The 24,923-nt window shown below is 67.1% G+C and carries 23 protein-coding genes; 11 read left to right on the plus strand and 12 right to left on the minus strand.

Annotated elements, in window-relative coordinates; translation table 11 throughout:
* The first annotated feature begins 107 nt into the window (after positions 1 to 107).
* The 3 genes from ACWFRF_RS08295 (at position 108) to ACWFRF_RS08305 (ending at position 2,841) form a co-directional block, all read left to right on the plus strand.
* Positions 108 to 1,382, plus strand: coding sequence for a PucR family transcriptional regulator (locus ACWFRF_RS08295; RefSeq protein ID WP_452449303.1), 1,275 nt, complete (start codon positions 108 to 110; stop codon positions 1,380 to 1,382).
* Between the two features lie 161 nt (positions 1,383 to 1,543).
* Entirely contained in the window at positions 1,544 to 2,098 is a 555-nt protein-coding gene (locus ACWFRF_RS08300) for an NADAR family protein (RefSeq protein WP_452449304.1), read from the plus strand.
* 242 nt (positions 2,099 to 2,340) lie between these two features.
* On the plus strand, positions 2,341 to 2,841 hold the full coding sequence (locus ACWFRF_RS08305) for a DUF4189 domain-containing protein (protein ID WP_452449305.1): 501 nt from the start codon (positions 2,341 to 2,343) through the stop codon (positions 2,839 to 2,841).
* A 54-nt stretch (positions 2,842 to 2,895) separates the two neighbouring features.
* On the opposite strand, the gene ACWFRF_RS08310 is transcribed toward ACWFRF_RS08305, so the two are convergent.
* Genes ACWFRF_RS08310 through ACWFRF_RS08320 form a run of 3 tightly spaced genes read right to left on the minus strand, consistent with a single transcriptional unit; the run spans position 2,896 to position 5,440 of the window.
* Positions 2,896 to 3,558 (minus strand): methionine ABC transporter permease, encoded by a 663-nt coding sequence (locus ACWFRF_RS08310; protein WP_452449306.1) that lies wholly within the window; start codon positions 3,556 to 3,558, stop codon positions 2,896 to 2,898.
* Entirely contained in the window at positions 3,558 to 4,571 is a 1,014-nt protein-coding gene (locus ACWFRF_RS08315; RefSeq protein ID WP_452449307.1) for a methionine ABC transporter ATP-binding protein, read from the minus strand. The genes ACWFRF_RS08310 and ACWFRF_RS08315 overlap by 1 nt, the downstream gene beginning before the upstream one ends.
* A complete protein-coding gene (locus tag ACWFRF_RS08320) occupies positions 4,568 to 5,440 on the minus strand; it encodes a MetQ/NlpA family ABC transporter substrate-binding protein (protein ID WP_379315017.1) in 873 nt (290 codons plus the stop codon). Before ACWFRF_RS08320 ends, ACWFRF_RS08315 begins: the two co-directional genes overlap by 4 nt.
* A 131-nt stretch (positions 5,441 to 5,571) precedes the next feature.
* Between ACWFRF_RS08320 and ACWFRF_RS08325 the strand changes: the two genes are divergently transcribed.
* Complete coding sequence (locus ACWFRF_RS08325) at positions 5,572 to 6,438, plus strand: MetQ/NlpA family ABC transporter substrate-binding protein (protein WP_452449308.1); 867 nt, start codon at positions 5,572 to 5,574, stop codon at positions 6,436 to 6,438.
* A 281-nt stretch (positions 6,439 to 6,719) separates the two neighbouring features.
* On the opposite strand, the gene ACWFRF_RS08330 is transcribed toward ACWFRF_RS08325, so the two are convergent.
* Positions 6,720 to 7,256, minus strand: coding sequence for a GNAT family N-acetyltransferase (locus tag ACWFRF_RS08330; RefSeq protein ID WP_378627132.1), 537 nt, complete (start codon positions 7,254 to 7,256; stop codon positions 6,720 to 6,722).
* A 15-nt stretch (positions 7,257 to 7,271) separates the two neighbouring features.
* Positions 7,272 to 8,174 (minus strand): non-homologous end joining protein Ku, encoded by a 903-nt coding sequence (ku, locus tag ACWFRF_RS08335; protein ID WP_449965861.1) that lies wholly within the window; start codon positions 8,172 to 8,174, stop codon positions 7,272 to 7,274.
* A 109-nt stretch (positions 8,175 to 8,283) separates the two neighbouring features.
* On the opposite strand from ku, the gene ACWFRF_RS08340 reads away from it, so the two are divergent.
* A complete protein-coding gene (locus ACWFRF_RS08340; RefSeq protein WP_452449309.1) occupies positions 8,284 to 9,351 on the plus strand; it encodes a lycopene cyclase family protein in 1,068 nt (355 codons plus the stop codon).
* A gap of 207 nt (positions 9,352 to 9,558) precedes the next feature.
* Positions 9,559 to 11,946, plus strand: a complete 2,388-nt coding sequence (locus ACWFRF_RS08345; protein WP_452449310.1) for an MMPL family transporter — start codon at positions 9,559 to 9,561, stop codon at positions 11,944 to 11,946.
* Between the two features lie 66 nt (positions 11,947 to 12,012).
* Here the strand turns inward: ACWFRF_RS08345 and ACWFRF_RS08350 are convergent, their stop codons facing one another.
* Positions 12,013 to 12,777, minus strand: coding sequence for an SDR family oxidoreductase (locus ACWFRF_RS08350; protein WP_449965852.1), 765 nt, complete (start codon positions 12,775 to 12,777; stop codon positions 12,013 to 12,015).
* 123 nt (positions 12,778 to 12,900) lie between these two features.
* Here ACWFRF_RS08350 and ACWFRF_RS08355 point away from each other — a divergent pair, with 123 nt between their 5' ends.
* A complete protein-coding gene (locus ACWFRF_RS08355) occupies positions 12,901 to 14,532 on the plus strand; it encodes an ABC-F family ATP-binding cassette domain-containing protein (protein WP_266290317.1) in 1,632 nt (543 codons plus the stop codon).
* Positions 14,533 to 14,658: 126 nt separating this feature from the next.
* A complete protein-coding gene (locus ACWFRF_RS08360; protein WP_378995318.1) occupies positions 14,659 to 14,931 on the plus strand; it encodes a helix-turn-helix domain-containing protein in 273 nt (90 codons plus the stop codon).
* A gap of 24 nt (positions 14,932 to 14,955) precedes the next feature.
* Here the strand turns inward: ACWFRF_RS08360 and ACWFRF_RS08365 are convergent, their stop codons facing one another.
* From ACWFRF_RS08365 to ACWFRF_RS08375, 3 genes are all read right to left on the minus strand, one after another.
* Entirely contained in the window at positions 14,956 to 15,915 is a 960-nt protein-coding gene (locus ACWFRF_RS08365) for a hypothetical protein (RefSeq protein ID WP_452449311.1), read from the minus strand.
* A 15-nt stretch (positions 15,916 to 15,930) separates the two neighbouring features.
* Positions 15,931 to 16,350 (minus strand): hypothetical protein, encoded by a 420-nt coding sequence (locus ACWFRF_RS08370; RefSeq protein WP_378995314.1) that lies wholly within the window; start codon positions 16,348 to 16,350, stop codon positions 15,931 to 15,933.
* 289 nt (positions 16,351 to 16,639) lie between these two features.
* On the minus strand, positions 16,640 to 17,059 hold the full coding sequence (locus ACWFRF_RS08375) for an acyl-CoA thioesterase (protein ID WP_452449312.1): 420 nt from the start codon (positions 17,057 to 17,059) through the stop codon (positions 16,640 to 16,642).
* A 335-nt stretch (positions 17,060 to 17,394) separates the two neighbouring features.
* Between ACWFRF_RS08375 and ACWFRF_RS08380 the strand changes: the two genes are divergently transcribed.
* Together ACWFRF_RS08380 and ACWFRF_RS08385 are read left to right on the plus strand one after the other, a co-directional pair.
* Positions 17,395 to 19,407, plus strand: coding sequence for a thiamine pyrophosphate-binding protein (locus tag ACWFRF_RS08380; RefSeq protein WP_452449313.1), 2,013 nt, complete (start codon positions 17,395 to 17,397; stop codon positions 19,405 to 19,407).
* 144 nt (positions 19,408 to 19,551) lie between these two features.
* Complete coding sequence (locus ACWFRF_RS08385; RefSeq protein ID WP_379314671.1) at positions 19,552 to 20,373, plus strand: alpha/beta hydrolase; 822 nt, start codon at positions 19,552 to 19,554, stop codon at positions 20,371 to 20,373.
* An 83-nt stretch (positions 20,374 to 20,456) separates the two neighbouring features.
* Here the strand turns inward: ACWFRF_RS08385 and ACWFRF_RS08390 are convergent, their stop codons facing one another.
* Genes ACWFRF_RS08390 through ACWFRF_RS08400 form a run of 3 tightly spaced genes read right to left on the minus strand, consistent with a single transcriptional unit; the run spans position 20,457 to position 23,289 of the window.
* The gene (locus ACWFRF_RS08390; protein WP_378995351.1) at positions 20,457 to 21,062 is read right to left on the minus strand and encodes a response regulator; all 606 of its coding nucleotides are present in this window, start codon (positions 21,060 to 21,062) and stop codon (positions 20,457 to 20,459) included.
* Positions 21,062 to 22,231: a sensor histidine kinase gene (locus ACWFRF_RS08395; protein ID WP_378995306.1), complete on the minus strand. Its 1,170-nt coding sequence runs from the start codon at positions 22,229 to 22,231 to the stop codon at positions 21,062 to 21,064. Before ACWFRF_RS08395 ends, ACWFRF_RS08390 begins: the two co-directional genes overlap by 1 nt.
* On the minus strand, positions 22,228 to 23,289 hold the full coding sequence (locus ACWFRF_RS08400; protein ID WP_452449314.1) for a hypothetical protein: 1,062 nt from the start codon (positions 23,287 to 23,289) through the stop codon (positions 22,228 to 22,230). The genes ACWFRF_RS08395 and ACWFRF_RS08400 overlap by 4 nt, the downstream gene beginning before the upstream one ends.
* A 451-nt stretch (positions 23,290 to 23,740) precedes the next feature.
* Here ACWFRF_RS08400 and dpgA point away from each other — a divergent pair, with 451 nt between their 5' ends.
* On the plus strand, positions 23,741 to 24,886 hold the full coding sequence (dpgA, locus tag ACWFRF_RS08405) for a 3,5-dihydroxyphenylacetyl-CoA synthase DpgA (RefSeq protein ID WP_452449315.1): 1,146 nt from the start codon (positions 23,741 to 23,743) through the stop codon (positions 24,884 to 24,886).
* Positions 24,887 to 24,923 lie beyond the last annotated feature (37 nt).

Raw genomic sequence — 24,923 nt, forward strand, 5'->3', positions numbered from 1 at the left:
AGTCATGATCACAGAGAAACCGCAGTGTAGGCCAGCACATCGGCCGACATGACGGAAGCACAACCACTACCGGCGGCGCCGGGGTGTAGAAGAAGGAGGAGTCGACGATGACGATCCCACTGGACGAGACGGCCCTGTGGCAGCCCCTGCGCGATGTCCGGACGATGACCAGCCGGTTGGTCGGTCACTTCGTCGACAATGTCGCGACTTGCCGGACGCTACCCGGCGATGTGATCGCCGGCGACGTCACCTCGGTCACCCGGATGTGCCTGGAAATCGTCGGCGGCATGCTGGACGGCCGCGACGAGGAGGTGAAGCTGAACCGGCTCGCGGTGGCGGCGGCGGGCTGGGCGCGCGAAGGCGTGCCGATCGACACGATCCTGCACGCTTTCCACGAGGGCTTCCGGCTCTCCTTCGACGCGGTCTACGACGGGGTGGCCGATGTCGATCGGGCGAGTCTGATCCACGGCTTCCGCCGGGTGGTCGAGATCTCGGACCTGTTGTGTACCACGGTGACTCGCTCCTACATCCGTGAGCACCGCGAGGCCGTGGGCGAACATCACACGGCGGTGCACACCCTCACCTCGGCACTGCTGGCCGGTCAGTCGACCGTCACCATGGCCCGCGAGGTCGGCATCACCGTCTCCGACGCGTATTCGGTGCTCGCTCTCTCGATCGGGGCGCACCCCGACGAGCGCGACCCGCGCGTGAACGGTGCGGTGGTGGCCCGGCGCAAGCTGCGCAGGGTACAAACGGCGTTGGCGCATCGGTGCGGTGAGCAGGTGCTGTCGCTGCTGTCGGTCGACGGCGGCACGCTGCTGATCCCCGCCGATCTGCTGGTCGGCGAGCAACTCGACGCACTGGTCGAAGCGCTGTCGCGGGCCGCGCATGTCGACATCACCGCGGCTCTGGTGCCCGCGGCCACGGAGGAGATCCCCGATGCGGCCCAGCGTGCCCACGAACTCCTGGACATGGTGGAGCGTCTCGACAGCGCCCCCGGCCTCTACCGCTTCGGCGACCTGGCCCTGGAGTACCAGCTCACCCGCCCCGGCCCCGGTCGCGCCCGGCTCGGTGAACTCCTCGCCCCCCTCGACAACCACCCTGAGCTCTACGAAACCCTGCGCGTGCACATCGCCAACAACATGAACCGCCAGCGCACCGCCCGGCTGCTGCACATCCACACCAACACCGTCGACTACCGCCTGCGCCGGGTAGCTCAACTCACCGGCCTCGACCCGGCCCAGTCCTCGGGCCTGTGGCAACTGCGTTCCTCGATGATCGCCCGCAGCTTCCACACCGGCCCCGCCGTCACCGAAGCCCGAATTCCCCGGCGCCCCGCCCCCCACCCCTACTCCGACCTGGACGGCGTCCGCTCGGCCTGAACCCACCTCGGTCCCCGGCGCCGCGACCCTGAGTTGTCGCGATGCCGGGGCCTTCGACCGCCGATCCCGCAGTCCGCCAAGCGAACACCGGACGGCTCATCGAGAAATGCAGTGAACCTGGTTTCGTTCTATGGTTATATAGACCAAAACTAGGAGGGGTGATGACCGCCGAGTCGGTAGAGCAGTTGTGTCGAGCGATCGAGCAGGGCGCGTCGCCGAAGTACCTGGCGTTCTGGGGGCACAGCCCACGTCGTGACGGGACGATCGGCTCGAGCAGCCTGAGCCAGTGGTGGCCGGCGACATTCGTTGTCGACGGTGTGGAATTCGCCAGTGCCGAGCACTACATGATGTGGCGCAAGGCGATGCTGTTCGAGGACGCGGCTACCGCGGCGAAGATCCTCGAGGTCGGCCATCCGAGCCAGGCGAAGAAGCTCGGCAGGCAGATCCGTGACTTCGACGAAGATATCTGGGAGCGAACGCGATTCGACATCGTGGTCGCGGGGAGCGTGGCCAAGTTCGGGCAGGATGCCGCGCTGCGGGAATATCTGGTCGGTACCGGCGCGCGGGTGCTCGTCGAAGCCAGCCCGGTGGACCGGATCTGGGGGATCGGGATGGCCGCCGATGATTCGGGTGCGCTGGATCCCGTGCGGTGGAAGGGACTCAATCTGCTCGGGTTCGCGTTGATGCGGGCGCGGGACGAGTTGGTTCGCCGGTAGATAGCGGTCCATCGCTACTTGTCGGTGGGCGTTGTTAGTCTGTGGCAGACGAACGGTTCGGGAGGAATCGGGCGTTTCGACAAGCGAGAAGTGTTGTGGCCGGAAATGTCTCGGCGCTATGACAGGTTCGCTGAATGGTGTCGCGGCGATGCCGGAAAGCTATTTCCGGGGAAGTCGGCGGCCGTTCATGATTGGTTCGGCTTCGAGGCGCGGAGTCGGTATTTCGACGGGGAGAATCTCTGATGTCTGTTGTGGGCAAATATGCCCTTGGTGTGGCCGCGCTGTCCGCGGTGGCGGCGTTCACCGTGGTGAACGCCGGGCCCGCGGCCGCGGGGGAGAGTGGTGTGGCGATCGCCGAGGCTCCGGGGTACACGGCGGTATCGCGCGACGGTGGATTCGAAACCACGTCGGGTGACCTGTACGGGGCGCTGGCGTTGTCGTCGGGTCGTGCCGTGGTGGCCTCGGCGGTGAACTACGGCAGCTGGGCTGCGGCGAGCCGGGCCGCGCTCGATGAGTGCGGCGTGCGCGACTGCCAGGTCGTCGTCGAATTCCGCAATGCGTGCGGCGCGGTGGCTCAAGGCGCGGACTACCGCTTCGGCTGGTCGTGGGATCACTCCCTGGACGCGGCCGAGCGCTCCGCGGTGGATGTGCTCGGTATCAGTGCGGCCCCGTTCCCGGATCCGGGTTCGGCGTCGCCGCGTGCGGCGAGTGTCATCCTGTCCGCGTGCACGGCGAACGTGTAGCGAAACGCGAAGCAGCAGGGGCACGGACCGAATAGGTTCGTGCCCCTGCTGGATTCAGCGGCGCAGTACTTTCCTGGCCAGCCAATTGCCGAAGAACTGCACTCCCTGTACACCGGCGATGATGATCAGCACCGCCACGATGGTGACCTGCCACTGGAATTGCTGATACCCGTAGACAATGGCGAAATCGCCGAGCCCGCCACCGCCGACAGTGCCCGCCATCGCCGAGATATCGACGATCGAGATCACCACGAAGGTGTAGCCGAGAATCAACGGCCCCAACGCTTCCGGAACGATCAGCGTGAGAATGATCCGCAGCGGTCCCGCACCGACCGCACGCGCGGCCTCGATCACACCCGGGTCGACCGTCACCAGGTTCTGTTCCACGATCCGCGCGATCCCGAACGAGGCCGCGACGATCATCACGAACAACGCCGCCTCGGCGCCGATCGTGGTGCCCACCACCTCCAGCGTGACCGGGCCGAGCGCGGCCAGCAGGATGATGAACGGAATAGGGCGCACCACATTGACGATCACATTCAGCACGAAGTAGATCGGCCCGTTCGCCAGCAGGCCACCTTTGCGGGTCGTGTACAGCGCGGTCCCGAGCACCAGCCCGATCAGCCCCGCGACGACGAACGTCACGCCGACCAGATAGACGGTGGTCCCGATCGCCTCGAACAGCGTGGGCCGCAGCTTCTCCCAGTTGGTCTCCATCAGCCCGCCTTCCGTTCCAGGTCGGCGACAACGCGATCCAGCGCGGCATCGGGCCCGTGCAGCGCCAGGGTGACACTGCCGAATGTCTTGTCCTGCAACGTGCTCACCCCGCCGTAGACGATCTCGAAGCGCACGTCGGCGGCGGTAGCGGCGGCCAGCGCCGCCCCGAGACCGCTGTGGTCGTCGATGTCGACGGTGACCAACCGGCCGCCGTGGAGCTCGCGCAACCGATCCAGCTCGGTCGCGTCGGGCCGGTTGTGCAGCACGGTCGCCACGAACGACCGTGTCGGCGCGGCCTGCGGCGCGGCGAAAACATCGAAGGTGGAGGCCAATTCGACGATCCGGCCCTCGGCGAGCACCGCGACCCGGTCGGCGACCGCGCGGATCACATCCATCTCGTGGGTGATCACCACGATGGTCACCCCGAGTTCGGCATTGATCTTCTTCAGCAATCGCAGCACCTCGCCCGTGGTCTCCGGGTCCAGCGCGGAGGTGGCCTCGTCGGCGAGCAACAGCGAGGGCGAGGTCGCCAATGCCCTGGCGATCCCGACCCGCTGCTTCTGCCCGCCCGAGAGCTGATCAGGGTAGGCGCGCGCCTTGTCGGTGAGCCCGACGAAGTCGAGCAGTTCGGCGACGCGGGCCTTGCGTTCGGCCCGTTTCCAGCCCGCCACTTTCAGTGGGTACTCGATATTGCCCGCGGCGGTGCGGGAGCGGAACAGGTTGAACTGCTGGAACACCATGCCGATATCGCGACGCAGCCTGCGCACCGCCGACTCCGGCACCCCGGTGGTCGGGGTGCCGGAAATCGTGACGGTGCCCGAAGTCGGCTTGTCGAGCGCGTTGATCAGCCGGACCAGCGTGGACTTGCCCGCTCCGGAGTAGCCGATGACGCCGAAGATCTCACCCGGTTCGATCCGCAGGTCGATACCGTCTAGTGCGGTGTGCCGAGCGTCGCCGCTGCCGAAGATCTTCGTGACGGAACGGAATTCGACGGCGGCTGGGCCGGCACTCACTTGGCCGTGCGGATGCCCTGCTGCACCCGGTCCAGGATCTGCTCGAGCTCGGCGCCGGGACGGTTCACCGCGACCGCGGTGCCCTTGGTGGTTTCGGCGTGCGCGGTGGCCACGGCCGGGTCCTTCCAGATCTCGACCAGCTTCAGATACGTCGGATTCGTCTTGTCCTCGGCGCGGCTGACGATCACATTGATGTACGGCTCGGCGGCCGGATTCTTCGGATCATCCTTGTACAGCGCCGATTTCGGGTCGACGCCCGATCGGTCGAGGAAGGTGTTGTTGATCACCGAGCCGTCGACCGAGGGCAACGACAACGCGGTCTGGGCGGCATCGACGGGAGTCACCCGCACCTTGGACGCGGCCTTGTCGATGTCGGCGGGCGTCGGCTGGACCGAGGTACCGGTGATCTTCAGCAAGCCGGCGGCCTGGAGCACGAACAGCGCACGCGCCTGGTTAGTCGGATCGTTGGGGATCGCGATCTCACCACCGGCCGGGATATCGGCGAGAGCCTTGTGCTTCTTCGAGTAAAGGCCCAGCGGGACAATATACGTCGAGCCGATCGGGGTGAGCGTGTCCGAGCTCGCCACGTTGTATTGGCCGAGGAACTGCAGATGCTGGAACAGATTGAGGTCGATCTGTTTCTGCGACAGCGCCGTATTCGGCTGCTTGTAATCGGAGAAATTGGTGACCTTCAGCGTGATGCCCTGCTCCTTGGCCTTCTGTTCGAAGACCTCGAAAGCCTTGTCCTTGTCGGTGGTGCCGATCCGCACAACCGTGCCCGACGCGTCGTCATCGGAACCGCACGCGGTCAGGGTGAGGGCCGCGGTTGCTATCAGCACTGGGATCGCCAGTGTCCGACGGAATTTCACTTGTACTCCCGAATTGCTAGCAGAAGATGAACTCGGCCATCCAAGCTGTCGGCCCTACCCGCCGACAACGGTTTGACTTGCCATGAGCGAAATCCTCGCAAACACTGGGACGCCCGTCTAAATTGCGGACAATGCGAATCCTGCGCCGTCTGCTGGCGATTCCGGTCCTGGTCGCGCTGGCAACGGGGGCGGTGAGCTGTGGGCAAGACCACCCGGACGGCGTGGTGCGGATCGGTGTGAACGACATCGCACAACCGCACTGGGAGGTGTACAAACGCAAGGCGGCCGAGCAGGGCATCACCGTCGAGTACGTGAACTTCACCGACTACAAGCAGCCCAATCCGGCGCTGGCGCAGAAACAGGTCGACCTCAACAAATTCCAGCACGTGCGGTACCTGGCCAACTACAACGTGGCCAACAACGACACGATCGTGCCGATCGGCGCGACCGAGATCTTCCCGCTCACCCTGTACTCCACGAAGCACACCTCGGTCGCCGAGATACCGCGGGGCGGGCAGATCACGCTCAGCAACAATCCGGCGCAACAGGTCCGCCCCCTGCTCGGGCTGTCGGCGGCGGGGTTGATCGTGCTGAAGGGTGGCGCGAGTTGGGACTCCACGATCGACGACGTCGACACCGGCGCTTCGAAGGTGCGGCTCACCACGATCGATCCGACGCTCACCGCGCAGTCGTTGGAGAGCGTCGACGCGGCGTTCGTCGACGACACGTTCGCCGGGCCCGCCGGCCTGACCCAGCAGCAGGTCATCTACACCGACGACCCGGAACGCCCGGAGTTGAAGCAGTACATCAACGTCTTCGCCGCGCGGGCGGCCGACAAGGACAACCCCACCTACCTGAAACTCGCTCAGCTCTACCATGATCCGGAGGTGGTGGCCGCGGTCCAGGCGGAGACGGGCTACGCGGGAATCTTCAAGACCAACGACGCCGCCGATCTGCAAGCCACGCTGCGCGAGCTGGAAACGAAGTTCCGCAAGTAGTCGGTCACGCAGGAACTTGTGCACCAGCATCACGGCCATCGAACCCTCGCCGACGGCGCCGGCCACACGGTGCCCGTTGAGAGCGCGCACGTCTCCCGCGGCGAACACCCCCGGCACGGTGGTCTCCAGGTGCAGGGGTGCGGATCACGGTGCACGCGGGCGACCACATCTCGGCCACCACAGTCAGCTCGGCGCCGTCGTGCTCGTCTCGCGGCGTAGGAGCCACCCGCCGAGAATAGGCCCGACCAGGGTTGATGCGCTCGAGGCGCTCCGGCAGCGGGTCAGCGCAGCGGGTGCTCGACCGACAGTCTGCCGCGGCGGACGAGATCGCGTTTGGTGATCGGCGGCAGGGCGGCGTCGTCGTCGGGGGCAGCGGGGTTGGGCCGCACCAGCAGGGTGACGGTCGCGGCGGGTACGAATCCGCTGCTGGTCATCAGCGCGGCCGAGGCACTGTTGCGGTCCTCGACATCGGTGACGATATGGCGGGCGCCGCGGGCGAACAACGCCTCCGAGCACACGTTCACCAGCCGCCGCGCGATCCCGTGGCCCTGCATATCGGGGGCTACCGCGATCCATTCCAGATACGCCCAGTCGTCGCGATGCTCGAACTCCATCGACCCGAGGACGAACCCGACCACCCGGTCGGAATCCAGGGCCACCCAGCAGGCGTTGTCGGGGCTGTCGAGGTGCTCGGCGACGGCCGTGAGCGACCACGACGTGTACGGCTTGATGGTGGTGTCGAAAACCTGATGGCCGAGGTCGAGGACTTGACGCAGGTGTCCCAAACCCATCGGCACGACAGCGATGGCGGTGTCCATAGCCGCCAGTGTGCCCTACGCGCCTTTGCGGGCCGCGGTCTTGGACGCGGTGGATTTGCTCGCGGCGGCTTTGCGCGGTGCGGCTTTCTTGGCGGCCTTTTTCGCGGGTTTCTTCTCCGGGGCGGCTTCCCGGCGCCCGCTGGTCTCGAGACTGCGTTGCAGCGCGGCGACCAGATCCACGACTTCGGCATCCGCCTGTTCGGCGGGCGCTGTCTCGGCGGCGGGCTCGACCTTGCCGGTGCCGCTGGCGATCGCCTCGTCGAGCAGCTTCTGCAATTCGATCTGGTATTCGTCGGTGTATTCGGACGGGTCGAAATCTCCTGACATCGACTCGACGAGGGTTTCGGCCATCTTCAGTTCTTGCGGGCGCGGGGCGGGTGCGTCGTCCAGCGACGGGAATTCGACCGCCCGCACTTCGTCGGGCCACAGCAGCGTCTGCAGGACCAGCACACCGTCACGCACGCGCAAGGCGGCCAGCCGGGTCTTCTGGCGCAGTGTGAAATGGACCAGCGCGGTCTTGTCGATGCGTTCGAGGGTCGCCGCCAGCAACTGATAGGCCTTCGGCGTCGTGGAATCCGGTTCGAGGTAATAGCTCTTGTCGAACAGCACCGGGTCGATCTGATCGGACGGCACGAATTCCAGCACGGGAATCTCGTGTTTCTCCGCCGCGGGCAGTTTCGAGAAATCGGCGTCGGTCAGTACCACCTGCTCACCGTCCGGCGAGGTATAGGCCTTGTCGATATCGGAGTACTGCACAGATTTGCCACACACCTGACAGACCCGGTCATATTTGATCCGGCCCCCGTCCTTGGCGTGGACCTGGTGGAACCGAATGTCATGGTCCTCGGTCGCGGTATAGACCTTGACCGGGACATTGACCAGCCCGAAAGCGATCGAGCCCTTCCAGATCGATCTCATCCACCCATCATGGTCGAAATGTCGCGCCGGGGCGAGCAAGCGATCTCGAAAAGGTGCCCGCCTGTGATCCGGCGGTGCTTGAAATCGTTGCGTCTGATCCAATTGCCGAGTGGGTGTCGAGGTGATCGTGTGCGGGATCGGGCCGGCGGGCCGGGCCGTTGCCCATCGTGCGCTGGCGGCCGGGCGCGACGTCACTGTGATCGATCCACGCCCGGATCGGGTATGGACGCCGACCTATGCGGCGTGGGTCGATGAATTGCCCGGGTGGCTCGATGCCGGCGTGGTCGCGGCGGCGATCGACGAGCCGACGGCGTGGGCAGTGCGCGAGCATCGGATCGATCGCACCTATCAGGTGTTCGATACGGCGGCGCTGCAGTCGTCGTTGACGCTGCACGGCGCGACCGTGATCGCGGACCGCGCGGTGGAGGTGAACACACGCTCGGTGCGGACGGCGGGTGGGCTGACCCGTACCGGGCAGGTGGTCGACGCGCGGGGGTTGGCCCGGTCGCCGCGTCGCGCCGAGCAGACCGCCTATGGGGTGGTCGTGGACCGTACGGGACTCGAGCCGACTCTGTTCATGGACTGGCGGGCCGATAACGGGGCCGATACCGACGAGCCACCGTCGTTTCTGTACGCGATACCGCTGAGCGCCGACACCGTGCTGTTCGAGGAGACCTGCCTCGCCGGGCGACCCGCGCTCGCGCCGGACGTGTTGCGACGCCGACTCGAACATCGGTTGCGGGTGCGGGGGATCGCGCTCACCGGGGCCGAACCCGTTGAACGGGTGCGATTTCCGGTACAGGGCGGCATGCCGGGGCGCGGCAGATTCGGTGCGGCCGGTGGGTTGACCCACCCCGCGACCGGATACAGCGTCGCCGCCGCTCTCGCCGCCGCCGACACCGTTGTCGCGGGTGGCGCGGTGTGGACGCCCAGCGCGCGGGCCGTGGCGGCCTTGCGCCGCGCGGGATTGCGCGCGGTGCTGGCTCTGCCGCCGCGCGAGGTCCCGGTCTTCTTCGAGACGTTCTTCGGTTTGCCCGCGCACCTGCAACGTTGCTATCTGTCCGGCCTCGATGACCTCGGTGGCACTCTCGCCGCGATGCGCGCGCTGTTCGCCGATCTTCCGCCGAATCTGCGCCGCACTGTCGTGACCTCGGTCGTCGGCGCGGCTCGTCGGTAGCCGACGCCGAGACCCGGCGCCGACCGGACGAACAAGGGTGTGCCAGAGGCCCGGCGGTGCCGCCACGAAGTTGCTACGATCGCCACGCGAACGCGCCGACCCGCCAACAGGATCGGGCCGACGAGGCGGGACGGCCGGAACTACTCCGAGCCCCCGCACGTCGATATGCGCCTCGCGCGATGGTGTGACGAGTTAGGGGACAATCCGGTGTTCGAATTCACCAGGCGACGCAGTCGCTGGGTGCTCGGCGTTTTCGCGGTGCTCGCAGTGGTGCTCGGTGCACTGGGCGCGACGCTGTTCGAGCGGGTGGAGGGCGGCGGATACACCGACTCCGGGAGCGAATCCAGTCGCGCGCTGGAGGTGTTGGGCACCGAGTTCGGGCAGGCGCCGCCGAACCTGCTGCTGCTGGTGGAAACCGAGTCCTCGGTCGAGGACCCCGAATCCACCGCGGCGGCAACGGCATTGGTCGCCAACCTGCAGGAACGGGCCGGTGTCACCGAGGTGATGTCGTACTGGACCTCCCACCAGCCCGCGCTGCGCAGTGTCGACGGCAAGCAGGGTCTGATCGTCGCCAGTGTGCTCGGCAGCGAACGCGAGATCGACCAACGCGTCACCGCCATCTCCGAAGAGTTGACGGGCAAACAAGGATCGTTGCAGGTCAGGGCAGGCGGATTCGCCATGCTCATGCACGAGACGGTGCAGCAGAGCAAGACCGATATCGCCAAGGGCGAGGCCATCGCGTTCCCGCTCACCCTGATCGCGCTGCTGTTCGTCTTCGGCGGCCTGGTCGCCGCGAGCCTGCCGCTGCTCGTCGCGATCGGCACCGTGCTCACCACCATGGGCGCGCTGTGGTTGCTCACCCTGTTCACACCGCTGGCCGTCACCGCGACCAATGTGGCGACGCTGCTCGGCCTCGGTCTGGCCATCGACTACAGCCTGCTGATCGTCAGCCGCTACCGCGACGAACTGGCCGAGGGCCGCACGCCGGCGGGCGCGGTGGCCACCACCCTGCGCACCGCGGGCCGCACCGTCGCGTTCTCCGCGCTCACCGTCGCGGTGGCGCTGGCCGGGTTGCTGTTCTTCCCGCTGCTGGCGATCCGGTCGATGGGCTACGCGGGCATCGTCGTCGCGGCACTGGCCGCGCTGGTGTCGCTCACCGCGCTGCCCGCCGCGTTGCTGCTGATCGGCACCCGCATCGACAAGGGGCAGCTCGGCTGGTGGTTCCTGCGCGCGCCGCGTCCCGCGCCGGGTGAAGGCGCCTGGCACAAGCTGGCCACGGCCGTGATGCGCAAGCCGATCTCGATCGGACTTGCCGTCACCGCGCTGCTGCTCCTGCTCGGTGCGCCGTTCCTCGGCGTGAAACTCGGATTCCCGGACGAACGAACACTGCCGGAATCGATGAACTCCCGTCAGGTCACCGAGATCGTGGCGCGCGACTTCGGCGAGAGCGACCAGCACACCCTCGTCGCCGTGCTGCCCGACAGCGCTTACAGCGCGGCGGGACTCGACACCATCGCGCGTGACATGTCCGACCTGGACAACGTCCGCCGCGTCGACACCGCCACCGGCAGCTACACCCAGGGCGGGTTGCTCCTCGAACCCACCGCGGCCAACGCGCGCTTCCGGGTCGAGAAGGCGGTCTACCTGTCGATCGTGCCGACCACCGGTGACAGCGACGCCCTGGCGCACCTGGTCGAGCAGGTGCGCGCGGTGCGGACACCGAGCGAGTTGCTGGTCGGTGGCGTGGCCGCCGCCAATACCGACTCGGTCGCCGCGATCGAGAACGCACTGCCGTGGGCGCTCGGCTTCGTGGTGATCATGATGCTGATCGTGCTGTTCGCACTCACCGGCAGCGTGGTGCTGCCGGTGCTGGCGGTGATCCTCAGCGCGCTGAGTTTGACGGCGACCTTCGGTGCGCTGGTGTGGATCTTCCAGGACGGCCATCTGTCCGGGGTGCTCGGTTTCACCGTCACCGGAGACCTGTCGGCAACCGTCCCGGTGATGCTGTTCGCCGCCGCCTTCGGGCTCGCGATGGACTACCAGGTGTTCCTGCTGTCGCGGATCCGGGAGGAATACGACCGGACCGGCAAGAACGAGACCGCGGTCGCGCTCGGCCTGGAACGGGTCGGTCGAATCGTCACCGCCGCGGCGATTCTCATCTCCCTGGTGTTCCTCGGCTTCCTCGCCTCCGACATCACCTTCATGAAGTCCTTCGGCATCGGCCTGCCGCTGGCCGTGATCGTCGACGCCACCCTCGTGCGCGGGTTCCTGCTGCCCGCCGCGATGAAGGTGCTCGGCGACGCGAACTGGTACGCACCGGAATTCCTGCGTCGACTCCACGATCGGTGGGGCCTGGACGAGGGCGGCTCGGCTCGGTCGAAACGTGAAGTGGTGGTGCGTGATCCGCTCGCCGCCAGGTCGGAGGAGGTCGTCGTCGTGGATCCACTCGCGCGGGCGGAGGCGGCGCGGGCGCAGGCGGCCCGAGCTGAGGCCGAGCGTGCCGACCCGGCGCGGGCCGAGGACGGTACGCGGGAGAACGCGCGGGCGCAGGAGAGCATTCCGGTCTCGACGGGCAGTCGCGAGACCTCGGACTGACGAGACGTCGCAGGGGCGGGCACGCCGAACCGCCGCCCGCCCCTGCGAGTTTCAGAGGTGGTGGGTTCAGATGCCGCCGGTGGACAGGAACCCGCCGTCGACCCGCACACAATCACCGGTGATCCACGCTGCCTCGTCGGACACCAGGAATGCGATCAGCCGGGCCACGTCCTCGGGCTCGCCGAGTCGCTTCAGCGGATACACGCTCGCGGCACGCTCCTCGTCGTCGGAGTACAGCGCATCGGCGAACTTGGTCTTGACCACGCCCGGCGCCACCGCGTTGACGCGGATCTTCGGGCCCAGCTGCCAGGCCAGCTCCTCGGTGAGCCGGATCAGCGCCGCCTTCGACGCGCCGTAGGCCGAGATCACCCCCGACGACCGGATGCCCGCCACGCTGGCCACGTTCACCACCGCACCACCGTGCTCGGCCATCCACGCGCGGTAGGCCTGCTGCACATAGCCCAGCGACGCCACCACGTTCACATCGAAGATCTTGCTGACGCCACCCAGATCGGCGTCCATCAGCGGACCGTAGACGGGGTTGATGCCGGTGTTGTTGATCAGGATGTCGAGCGAGCCGTACTCGGTGACGGCTCTGGCCACAGCTTCCGCGCGTGCGTCGGCATCGCCCGCGTTGCCGGCGAGATAGCTCACCTGACCCTTGTGGCCCAGCGCGCGCAGCTCGGTGGCCGCGGCCTCCAGTGGTTCGGGTTTACGCGCGGTGATCAGCACGTTCGCGCCCCGGCGCATCAGTTCGGCCGCAGTCGCGAGGCCGATGCCGCGACTGGCTCCGGTGACGAGAGCGGTCCGGCCAAGGAGATCGGTAGTCATGGCACGAGAGTAACCACGCTCACATCGGGCAGCGCCGGGTTCGGCTTCCGGAAGCGTCGACGGTAAAATAAGTGGTTCTTGCCGATATGCCCTTCCCGTTTGTCTTACTCTGAGGAGAACTCTGTGATCACGGCGACCGACCTGGAGGTCCGGGCCGGAGTCCGTACCCTGCTCTCGGCTCCTGGGCCGGCGCTGCGGGTGCAGTCCGGCGACCGGATCGGACTGGTCGGTCGCAACGGTGCGGGTAAGACCACCACCCTGCGCATCCTCGCGGGCGAGGGCGAGCCGTACGCCGGAAAGATCACGCGCTCCACCGACATCGGCTATCTGCCGCAGGACCCGAAGGAAGGCGATCTCGATGTGATCGCCAAAGACCGGGTGCTCTCGGCGCGCGGGCTCGACGTGCTGCTGCGCGACATGGAGAAGGCCCAGGTCGAGATGGCCGAGGTGGCCGACGATGCCGCTCGCGACAAGGCGATTCGCCGGTACGGGCGCCTCGAGGACCAGTTCTCCTCGCTCGGCGGCTACGTCGCCGAGAGCGAGGCGGCCCGCATCTGCAACAGCCTCGGCCTGCCCGATCGCGTCCTCGATCAGCAGCTGCGCACCCTCTCCGGTGGTCAGCGCCGCCGCATCGAGCTGGCCCGCATCCTGTTCTCCGCCTCCGACGGCTCGGGTGGGCGCTCCGACCGCATCCTGCTGCTCGACGAACCGACCAACCACCTCGACGCCGACTCCATCACCTGGCTGCGCGGGTTCCTGCAGAACCACGACGGCGGCCTGATCGTGATCAGCCACGACGTGGAACTGCTCGGCGACGTGGTCAACAAGGTGTGGTTCCTCGACGCCGTGCGCGGTGAGCCCGACGTCTACAACATGGGCTGGAAGAAGTACCTCGACGCCCGTGCCACCGACGAGCAGCGCCGCGTCCGCGAGCGCGCCAACGCCGAGAAGAAGGCGGGCGCGCTGCGTCAGCAGGCTGCCAAGCTCGGCGCGAAGGCCACCAAAGCCGCTGCGGCACACCAGATGGTGCGTCGCGCCGAACGCTTGATCAACGAGCTCGACGACGTGCGCGTGAGCGACAAGGTCGCCCGTATCAGGTTCCCCGAGCCCGCGGCCTGCAGCAAGACGCCGCTGATGGTGAAGGACCTGACCAAGCTCTACGGTTCCCTGGAAATCTTCACCGGCGTGAACTTCGCCGTCGACAAGGGCAGCCGCGTGGTGGTGCTCGGGCTCAACGGCGCCGGTAAGACGACCATGCTGAAACTGCTCGCCGGTGTCGAGACGCCGACCGCGGGCGGCGTCGAGCAGGGCCGTGGGCTCAAGGTCGGCTACTTCGCCCAGGAGCACGACACCCTCGACGACCAGGCCTCGGTGTGGGAGAACATCCGCCACGCCTCTCCGGACGCGGGGGAGCAGGAGCTGCGCAGCCTGCTCGGTGCGTTCATGTTCACCGGTCCGCAGCTCGACCAGCCGGCGGGCACGCTGTCCGGCGGTGAGAAGACGCGTCTGGCCCTGGCCGGGCTGGTGTCCTCGGCGGCGAACGTGCTGCTGCTCGACGAGCCGACCAACAACCTCGACCCGGTCTCGCGCGAGCAGGTCCTCGAGGCGCTGCGCACCTACGCGGGTGCTGTGGTGCTGGTGACGCACGACCCGGGCGCGGCCGAGGCGCTCAACCCGGAGCGGGTCATCCTGCTGCCCGACGGCACCGAGGACCACTGGTCCGCGGAGTACGCGGAGCTGATCGACCTCGCCTGATCCGTGGTGAAAGGCTGTGTCGTGGCGGAACTCGCCGGGATCGCGTGAGTTTGATCACTGTTTTCGTTGATCACCGAGTGCGGAGTGTCTAGCCTGGAAGAAGTGCTCGGCGACTCGGAGGAAGCCATGAGCGACAGTGCCAGACAGGCCGCTAGGTCGGCCAAGGGTAAATCGACGATCGGCAAGTCAGCCCTGGGTAAGGGCACCCGGGTGACGGGCAAGTCCCGCGACCGGCTGCAGACCCAGCTGAAGAAGCAGTACGAGGCGGGCGCGTCCATTCGCACCCTGGCCAGGTCCACCGGCCGCTCGTACGGCTTCATCCACAATGTGCTGGTCGAGTCACATGTAGAACTGCGTGGGCGCGGCGGCGCCAATCGGCGCAAGAATCCGGCCGACTGAATCGCGCGCCACGCGACGGTGTCGCTACCAGCCTGCGACGGCTCCGTCGCCACGGACCAGCAGATTGGCCAGGCTGGCGAACAGTGGCAGCCCGGTCTTGATCTCGAGGTAGGCGAACTGTCCCTGCGGGTTGACCTCGAGGAAGTAGTACTCGCCGTCGTTGCCGAGGCGCAGATCGACCACGCCGAAGCTGAGTCCGAGCGCGCCCATCAGGGTCGCGAGGGACTTGCTGACCGACGCCGGTAGCCGATCCGGTGCGAACGCGACCGAGGTGTCGAGCCGGGAATCGATGCGTCCGACTCCCGCCTGGGAGTCGATGCGCACACTCCACTCGACGCCGTCGACCCAGACGACCCGAAGATCGCAGCTGGCCTCCACGTAATCCTGGAACGTGGTCGGCGTCGACCGGATCGACTCGAGCTTGTTCAGCTCGGGCCTGGTGATGATCCTGGTCTCCGAGAATTCGCCACGGCCCGTGCCGGTGCGCTTGTACACCACTGGCCCGCACCGGGATTCGACGAAACTGCGCGCCTCGTCCGGGTCGTTGGTGACCAGCGTTTCCGGGATCGTGAAACCCGCCCGCTGCGCGGTTTCGAGCTGGACGATCTTGCGGCTCGCGGTGCGCTCGGCGGCCGGATCGTTGACCCAGTACGCCGGGATCGACCACAGCATGCCCTGCAGGAATCCGTCACACTCGGCCTGGCGGAACGCGTCGTCGGCCGCGCGAACGCCGGTGGGCACCCGGCACGGGTGCGGCCTGCGCCACCACACCGCACGGACGTCGTCGAGCCCGTGGACATGGGACATCGCGCGGTTGGTGCCCGCTTTGTCGAGCCGGAAACTCCCTGTCTCAGTGGGGAAGTCGCGCAGGTCGAGCCGGATCGGATCGAGCCCGTGGTGTTCTCGCAGGGTCGACGCCAGCGCATCGGCGTGCAGGTCGTCGGCTTCGGAGACGATGAGCACGGCGTCGGTAGCGCCTTCCATCACTTGCGCGCCGTTTCAGTCGAGGCTGTCGCAGTTGATGCCGTCGCGGAAGGTGAAGGTCGCCCCGGTGACACCACCTCGTTCGGCGATGCGCAATTTCGTCGCCCAGCTGCGGGTGGCGCGGGCCAGCTGCTCGTCGCCCAGTGCCTCCGACGGTTCCGGTGCGAGGGTGATCGGCCGGTCGACCAGATCGACGCGCATCCGTCGGGTGAAGTCGGCGGTGGCGCCGGGACGGATATCGACCCGTACCTGACGTTCACCCGCGCCCACGCGGTCTTCGGTGAGTCGCACGACGTCGTTGCGGTCGAATGTCCAGGTTCCACCGTCGACGCGCACCGAGATGTCGCGCTCGGACTCGGCCACCAGCAATCCGCGCAAGGCGGGGCCCCGATCTCGGGACGACGCGGTAGCGGGGAGGTGGATGGCGTCGGTCATGGGCACTCACTCCGATCTTTCTCGTCTGCTCGCGATTTGCCAGAACCCCAAAAGGTGCTTCGGATCATAACGTGAACAGGTGGTCCGCCGAGCCGGTTCGCGAGATTTGCGGAGTGCCGGGCAAACCGCCGAGCGGCGCGTGATCGCCTTGCCGGGAAAGAATTTCGGACAACTCGGATGTTGCAAGCGTGTTCTCACCGGCAATCCGGCAGCAAACGCAGATGGCAACGGCGCGGCAGGCGTCCCCCGGGTCCGTGCTGGAGGGTGCCTGCCGCGCCGTGTGTGGTCGCTAGAGGCCGAGCAGTTCGGGATTCTCGGCGAGCTCGCGGAAATGTTCGGCCGGGTTCGCGACGAGCCGGCGGGCTGTCAGGTCCATCGCGCCCGCCACGACGGTGATCTCCGCGGCGACGGTTCCGTCGAGCTTGATGATCTGGTGGTGGAAGCGGAAGACCTTCTCGCCTTCCTTCCAGTCGAACGCGCAAGTCACGGTGACCTCGTCGCCACCGCGCAGTTCGCGCTTGTACTTGATGGTCGACTCGAGCACCACCGCACCGACGCCGCTGGCGATGAACTTGTCCTGCGGGATGCCCGCCGCGCGCAGCAGCTCCCACCGGGCGTGCTCGCCGTACTGGTGATAGACGGCGTGATTGAGATGGCCCTGGGTGTCGAGCTCGTAGCCGCGGACGAGGACCGGTACGGAGAACGTCATACGGTGTATAACCGGCGGCTCGCGCGTGCTTGTTCCCGGTGTGTGTGCAATCTCGGACACATTCCGAGCGGTCCGGTATGGCTGCCGTGGCCTTACGCCCATCGCGATCGTCGCCGCGCCGACCGGAAATTTCACGACGCGCGCGGGCTCTACCAGGTTGTTCGATCGGATTCGCGCTTGCCATTGACGGCGCCCGCGCGCTGGGTCATCATTGAGCCAGCGGGCATTCGCGTGCTCAAAATGGTTGTGAGACAACGAAGTTCCGGCCAGGTTGGGCTTTCTACGGCGCTTACGCCGGTGACCCCCGCTTCTCGGCCCCTCGCAGCGCACTCTCGATGACCCCATCAGCCCGGCCTTTCGGTCAGGGCTTTTTTGCTGCCAGAACAGGGCGAAATGGGCATCGCCAGGCTGCGACCGGCACCGAGAACATCTCCCGATCTCGACCGTATGACAGGACTGCAATGAGTTCACCCAAACTAGGGCGCGATGTCATCTTCGACTACATTCGCGACGCCGGCATCGAGTACATCTTCGGTGTTCCCGGCACCCAGGAAATCCCGCTGATCGACGCCACCACCATTCCGGAGAACGGTGTCGAGTACATCCCGACCCTGCACGAGAACATCGCGATGGGCGCCGCGATGGGTTATGCCCGCGCGTCGGGCAGGCCCGGCGTCGCACTGGTCCACATCACCCCTGGCGCCGCCAATATCGTCGGAAACCTTTTCGACGCGTACACCTCGAATATTCCGGTCCTCGTCCTGTGCGGCCAGCAGCACAGCGATCTGCTGATCCAGGAGCCGCTGCTGGGGTCGGATCTGGTCCGAACCGCGGGCCAGTACACGAAGTGGGCACACGAGATCCGCAGCGCGGACGAGATTCCGCTCGTCATGCAGCGTGCGTTCAAAGAATTGTTCACGCCGCCGTTCCGGCCCGTGTTCGTCTCGGTGCCGTGGGATTTCCTGATCGAGCAGCCGACCTTGCAGGAACCGGCCCGCTCCACTCGGATCGCGCACGCGGTGACCGGCGACGAGGCCGGGATCGCTGCGGCCGTCGAGACTCTCGCCAACGCGAACAATCCGGTGCTGCTGGTCGGCGACGGCGTCGGCGAGGCCGGCGCGTGGCCGGAGATCGAAGGTCTCGCGAACCTGCTCGGCGCGGCCGTGTACTCGGAGTTCCAGGCGAGCCGGATGAACTATCCGAACGACCTGCCGCACTGGCAGGGTGAACTGGCACCCATCCAAGACGGCATCCACATGCAGTTGCGGGGCTACGACACCATCTTCCTGATCGGGGTGAACTCCCACGCCCAGATCTCGATCTTCCGGTGGGACAAGGGCCCGATCCTGCCCGCGGACCTGGTTCAGGTGGCGCTGCACAATGATTCGTGGCAGATCGGCAAGAACTACTTCACCGAGGTCGGTGTCCTCGGTGACATCAAGAAGACGCTGCCACCGATCATTTCCGGTATCGCCGCGAGCCCGCACTTCGACCTCGCGTCGGCGCAAGCGCGCAATGCGAACATTCTGCGGCTCGGCGCGCAACGCGACGCCGCGTTCTCGGCCGACGCCGACCAATTCCAGTTGCTCGATTCGGCGGCGGTTGCCGAACTCGAGACCGTCGACTCGGTGGTTTCGGAAGAATCGAAGACCGCTGTCGTCGACGCCCCTGTGCCGATTCCCGGTCAGCAGGTGGCGTTCGCGCTGGCGGAAGTGCAGAAGACGCTCGATCGGCCGATCACCGTACTCAACGAAGCGTTCTCGATCGCCAGCAGCTTGCAGAAGGTGGTTCAGTACGATTCGCCGGACGCCTACTTCTGCACCTCGGGTGGTTCGCTGGGATTCTCGTTGCCCGCGTCGATCGGATTCTCCCTCGCCGTGCGGGAGGAGCGCTACATCGTCAATGTCATCGGCGACGGTTCGGCGCTGTTCCACACCAATTCCTGGTGGACCAGCGCCAAATTCGATCTGCCGGTGCTGTACATCGTCGTCAACGACGCGCAGTATTCGTCGCTGGTGATCGGGCTCGGGCTGATCGAACGCGTCTACGGCTGGCGGCCGACCAATCCGGCGACCTACCTGAGCCTGGGCGAACCCGAGCAGGATTTCGTCGACATCGCCAAGACCTTCGGCATCGACGGAAAGGTGGTCGACGACGGCCGCAAGCTGCAGCGCGCGATCGAACGCGGATTCCGGGCCGTCGCGGACGGCAAGCCCTATGTCCTCGATATTCGCACCACCCCTGCCCTGCCCCCGGCGCTGCCGCCCGCGGTGGATGTCCTGCTGGCCGAAAGGTCGAGTGCCGACGCGGAATACGTAGAGAAGCTGCGCGATATCGGCCCTCCGTGATCCCCGGGGTCAGCTGATTGTGCTGCCGAGTGGACGGCGACCGTGACATTTGCCATCGGTCGCCGTCCACATCGGTATCTACCTGCCATCGGAGCGGGCTGCGATTCTCAGTCGAGAGACCGACGCCTACGAGAATGGAACGCTATGCACAAGCTTGTCCGGCTCCGAAATGTCATGACACTGCTGGCCGCGACCGCGGTGTTCGCGACTGCCGCGTGCGGCAGCGACACCGAATCGGCCGACGCGCCGGCGCCCACTACGACCGCCGCTGCCGCCGTGGCGAAGCCGACCATCGTGCTGGTGCACGGCTCGTTCTCCGACAGTTCCAGCTGGGACACGGTCGCGGGCAAACTACGGGCGCAGGGCTACCAGGTGGTCCAGCCGGAGAATCCGTTGCGTGGACCGAGTTCGGACGCGGCCGCCGTCACCTCGGCGATCGCGAATGTCACCGGGCCGGTCGTGCTGGTCGGGCATTCCTACGGCGGTGCCGTGATCAGCAATATGCACCGTCCGGAGGTCAAGTCCGCGGTGTTCATCGCGGGCTTCGCTCCGGCGAAAGGCGAACCGGTACAAGCACTCTCGGATCCCGCGAAATACCCGGGCAGCAAGATCGGTCCGGCGTTGCAGATCAAGCCCACCGACACCGGGGCCGAGGTCACGCTGAAACCCGAACAGTTCGGCGAGGTCTTCGCTCAGGACGTCAGCGCCGATGTCGCGGCGCAGCTCGCCGCGCGTCAGCGGCCTACCTCCGCGGCCGCGCAGGCCGAGCCGAGCGGGGACCCGTCGTGGGCGTCGACTCCGTCGTGGTACCTGATCTCGACCGAGGATCAGATCCTGCCGCCTGCGGCGCAGCGCTTCCAGGCCGATCGCGCGAAAGCTCAGGTCAGTGAAGTGAAGTCCTCGCACGCGTCGCCGGTGTCACATCCGGACGAGGTGGTCGCGACCATCACCGCGGCCGCCCGCTGAACCAGCGAAGCGCCGAAACCCGACGGCACTGTGCCGTCGGGTTTTCCGGCGTCCCGGCCAGGTGCTGTCGCGACCGGTCGAGCTCACAGCCAGCCGGCATTGCGGGCGATGCGGATCGCGTCGATGCGGTTGCGCCCACCGATCTTGGTGATCGCGTTCGACAAGTAGTTGCGCACCGTCGCCGGTGACAGGAACAGCGTGGTGGCGATCTCGTCGGTGCTGATCCCGGTCTCGGCCGCCCGGATCACATCGGCCTCACGGGTGGTGAGCGGACTGGTACCGGTCTCGAGGGCCGCGGCGACCAGGTCGGTGTCGATCACCCGCTCGCCGGCGACGACCTTGCGGATACTGTCGGCCAGCGTCTGCGCCGGTGCGTCCTTGACGACGAAACCGCGCACCTGCGCGTGCAGGGCGCGCAGCAGGTAGCCCGGCTGACTGAGTCCGGTCAGGATCAGCACCTGGGTTTCGGGTACCTGTTCGTGAATGAGCTTGGCGACGCTGAGTCCGTCCAGGCCCGGCATGTCGATGTCGAGCAACGCGACATCCGGGCGCGTGCGCAGGATCTCGTCGATGACATGGTCGCCACGGTCCAGTTCCGATACCACGTCCATGTCTTCCTCACGGGACAGCAGCGCCACCAGCGCGCCCCGGATCATGTGCATGTCCTCGGCGACGAGCACGCGAATCATCATGTCCCCCCTGGGATCTCGACGCGCAAGTGAAACAGGCCGTCCTTGCTGTGTCGCGCCGACACGGTACCCGACAACGCCGCCGTCCGCTCCGCCAGTCCGGACAGGCCGTTCCCGGAACCCGGCTTGCGGTGCGCCCCGTCGTTGACGATCTCCAAGAACAGCGTGCCGTCCCGCCGACCGGCTTCGATCCAGCACGTGCGGGCGGTGCTGTGCCGCAGCACATTGGTGATGCCTTCGCGAGTGGCCCACGCGAACGCGTCGTCGACCTCGGGCGCCAGCGGCGGAAGATCGATGTGATGGTGGGTGTCGATCCCGGCGGCCGAGAGCAGGGCGGTGGCCCCGGCGGCTTCCGTGCGCAGGGAGATGGTGTGCTCGCCGAGGGTGACCCGTCGCATCGCCTGCAGGGTCTCGCGGGCGAGTGCGGCGATGCCGTCGATTTCCGATCGTGCCGCGCCCGGATCGCTGGGCAGCAAGGCCGCGGCCAGGTCGCCCTTGAGCGAGACGGCCGACAGGCTCTGCCCGAGGAGATCGTGCAGGTCGCGCGAGACTCGAAGGCGTTCTCGGCCCGCGGCCTGCTCGGCGAGATCGGTGCGGGTGCGTTCGAGTTGGGCTACGGCGCGGACCAGCAGGGCCACGCCGACGAGGCACCCGGCGATGGCAGTGAACACGACCACCACCTCGATGGCGGCCGCCACCGGGTGACGCGACGCGATGCGGTCGGCGGCGAACAGCGTGCCGACCGCGGTGACGGCGATCGGGGCCGCGCAGAGGAGTACGCGCGGCAGGCCGCGTACTAGCAGTGCGGCCGAGGCGACGAAGAACACCTGGCTGATGCCCCACGCCGTCGGTGACCAGACCATCGGTAGGTACACGAGACCACTCAGCAGCGTGAAGGTCATGGGCCAGCCGCGCGGGCGAGGGTCGTCGGCGCTACCGGGCTCGCGGTCCGCGCCGACCGTGCCGAAGGCGTGGTACAGGTGCACGGCGACCACGGCGACCGCCAGTATCCACCACAGCGAGGCCGGGCCTGCCTGCTCGGTTCCGGCGAAGGTCGCCCGTGCGGGCGCCAGCGCACCGGTAGCGCAGGTGGTCCCGACCAGGAGGAACCGCGCGGTCTGCGCGGTCGCCAGCCAGGGTCCGAGGAGCGGGCGTGACACCTCGGTCATCCGAGTTCTCCTGCCGTGGTGGCAGTTCTGGGCTCGATAGCGCAGTCGAGCTGCCAGCGAGCCCCCACCTGGCGAACAGTGATCAGCACCGGTTCGGTCGGCCCGTCGCGCAGGAGCCGCGCCAGGAGGTGGCGCAGTTCGGCGCGCAGTGGTTCCTCGTACTGTGCCGGTGGTCCTTCGGCGGGCAGGTCGATGCGGGCAACCACGCCCGCTGCGGCGAGAAGTGTTGTAGTGGAAGCGAGCTCACGGCGAAAGTCGGTCTGCTGGACACTGCGGATCAGTTGCCGCGCCTGGGCGAGGCCGCTGCGCGAGGTGGCGACGAGCTCGCCGAGTTCGGCGTGCGCCGACACATGGTCGCTCCGCGCGGCGGAACTCGCCGCGCGATCGGCGGACTCGGTGATCGCCACCAGTGCGGTATGGACGGTTCGAGTGACCGTGCGGTCGATTCGCAGTCGTTCGCGGGCGACGGCCTGTTCGGCGAGCGCCGCACCGGCACTGCGTAGCCGGCGCAACGCGACGACCATCCAGACCAGCGTGTAGACCGCGACCACCCGCATCGCGGTCGTGACCAACAACCAGATCGCCTCCTGCTCGGTCGCGCCGAGCAGTGCCGCCGACGGCGCGACGGCGGCGATCAGCACCACCGCGATCGGCAGGGCGAGCACGGGTCGCAGCGTCAGCGCGACGACCACCGCCACGATGTGCACGGTGTTCAGCCATGCGACACCGAGGACCGGCGCCGCCCCGACGACCAGCACGGCCAGCAATGCCGAGGTGATGGGCGCGGCCGGTGGGACGGCGTCGCGGACAGCGAAGGCGAGGTGGCGGAGGTAGAGCGACAGGCTCACCGCGAGCAGAGCGGCGGTCGCGGCGAGGTCGGGTCGATGCCCGGTGTCGGTGGTGACGGTCGCGATCAGCGTCAGGGTGCCGAGCGCGAGCGCGGCCACCACAGTGCCCGCCGCGGCGATGTCCACGGCGTCGCGGGGAATCCGCGCCGACAGCCCACGCAGCACGCCGAGGGCGGCGCCGGTCCGATCGGGCCGGGTCGCGTTCGACAAGGGCGCACGTTCCAGTATCACCGCTACCACCCCATGACTGTTCCGCGAGCCGCGACCGCCCGCCAGAAACCAATGTAGACGTTCACCGATGACATTCGTCATCGACGAATGTCCACATCTATCTCTAGCCGTGGTTCGAGACCGTGCGGGATTGTGGGAATCGGCCATGCATCGGGGCGGCGGTCACCTGGTAACGAATTCATCCCCCAAGAAATTGGGGCCTGGTGAAATCCATTGGGCGACAGTAGGTTTGGGCTGAACATCGGGTCGCGGGGGCATAGATACCGGGACCGGAACCTTGCGGGGGCAGGTTCGGGCGATCGCCGCCACACCACGCGCACATCACCGTCGATGCGTGCTTCAAGCACTGTTGTTTCTCGCTCGACTGCAACTGCGATAGGCCGTCATTCGCGGCTTTGCGGTGTCTATCGCACAAGATTGGACCTCGATCATGACAACCATCGAGCATCTGTTCGCGCGACGCGTGCACGGCGCCGATCGCGACACCGAATCCGGCACCACATCGACGACACCGCGCCTGCTCGGGGTGGCGTCGGCGAATCCGCCCACGCGGTACAGCCAGCGCGAGCTGGTCGATCTGCTGGCCATCGACGACCCGAAGATCCGCGGTGTCTTCCTCAACGGCGGGATCGAGCACCGCTATCTCACCCTGCCGCCGGTCGACGACGCGGGACAGTTCCGGTCCGAGTCGCAAGGTGACCTGCTGCGCAAGCATCGACGGCACGGCGTGGACACCGGTGCGGCGGCGATTCGGCGATGCCTGGCCGAGATCGGCAGACAGCCGCGGGACGTGGATTACCTGGTGGCGGTGACGACAACCGGATTTCTCACCCCGGGTTTCAGCGCCCTGCTGATAAACGAGCTCGGTCTCGCGCCGAGCACCGGGCGCCTCGACGTCGTCGGGATGGGGTGCAACGCGGGGCTCAACGGCCTGACCGCGGTGGCCTCCTGGTCGGTCGCCAACCCGGGCAGGCTGGCGGTCCTCGCCTGCTCCGAAGCATGTTCGGCGGCTTATGTTTTCGACGGAACGATGCGGACCGCCGTGGTGAACAGCCTGTTCGGCGACGGCGCCGCCGCCCTCGCGATCAGCACCGGCGAATCCTACGTAGGCGCCGGCACGGACACGCGATCCGGTGCGCCACAACTGATCGGGCGCGCCAGCTACATGATCACGCGGGCGGTGGACGCGATGCGCTACGACTGGGACGACGATGCCGGCAAGTTCAGCTTCTATCTCGACAAAGAGGTTCCCTACGAGGTCGGCGCCCACGTCGAGCGGGTCGTCGACGAACTACTCGGCGACGCCGGGCTCCGGCGCAAGGACATCGCCCAGTGGATCGTGCACTCCGGCGGCAAGAAGGTGATCGACGCGGTGAAGATCAACCTGGGTCTGACCACACACGACCTGCGCCACACCGTGAGCGTCATGCGCGATTTCGGGAATCTGTCGAGCGGATCGTTTCTGTTCTCCTATGAGCGGCTGCTGGCCGAGGGGCGCGTGGCGCCCGGCGACTACTGCGTCCTCATGACGATGGGTCCGGGATCGCAGATCGAGACCGCGCTGCTGCGGTTCTGAGCGCCGAAGGGCGAAAACCATCCTGTGGAAAGGCAAT

The organism is Nocardia sp. NPDC055165 (assembly GCF_053606985.1).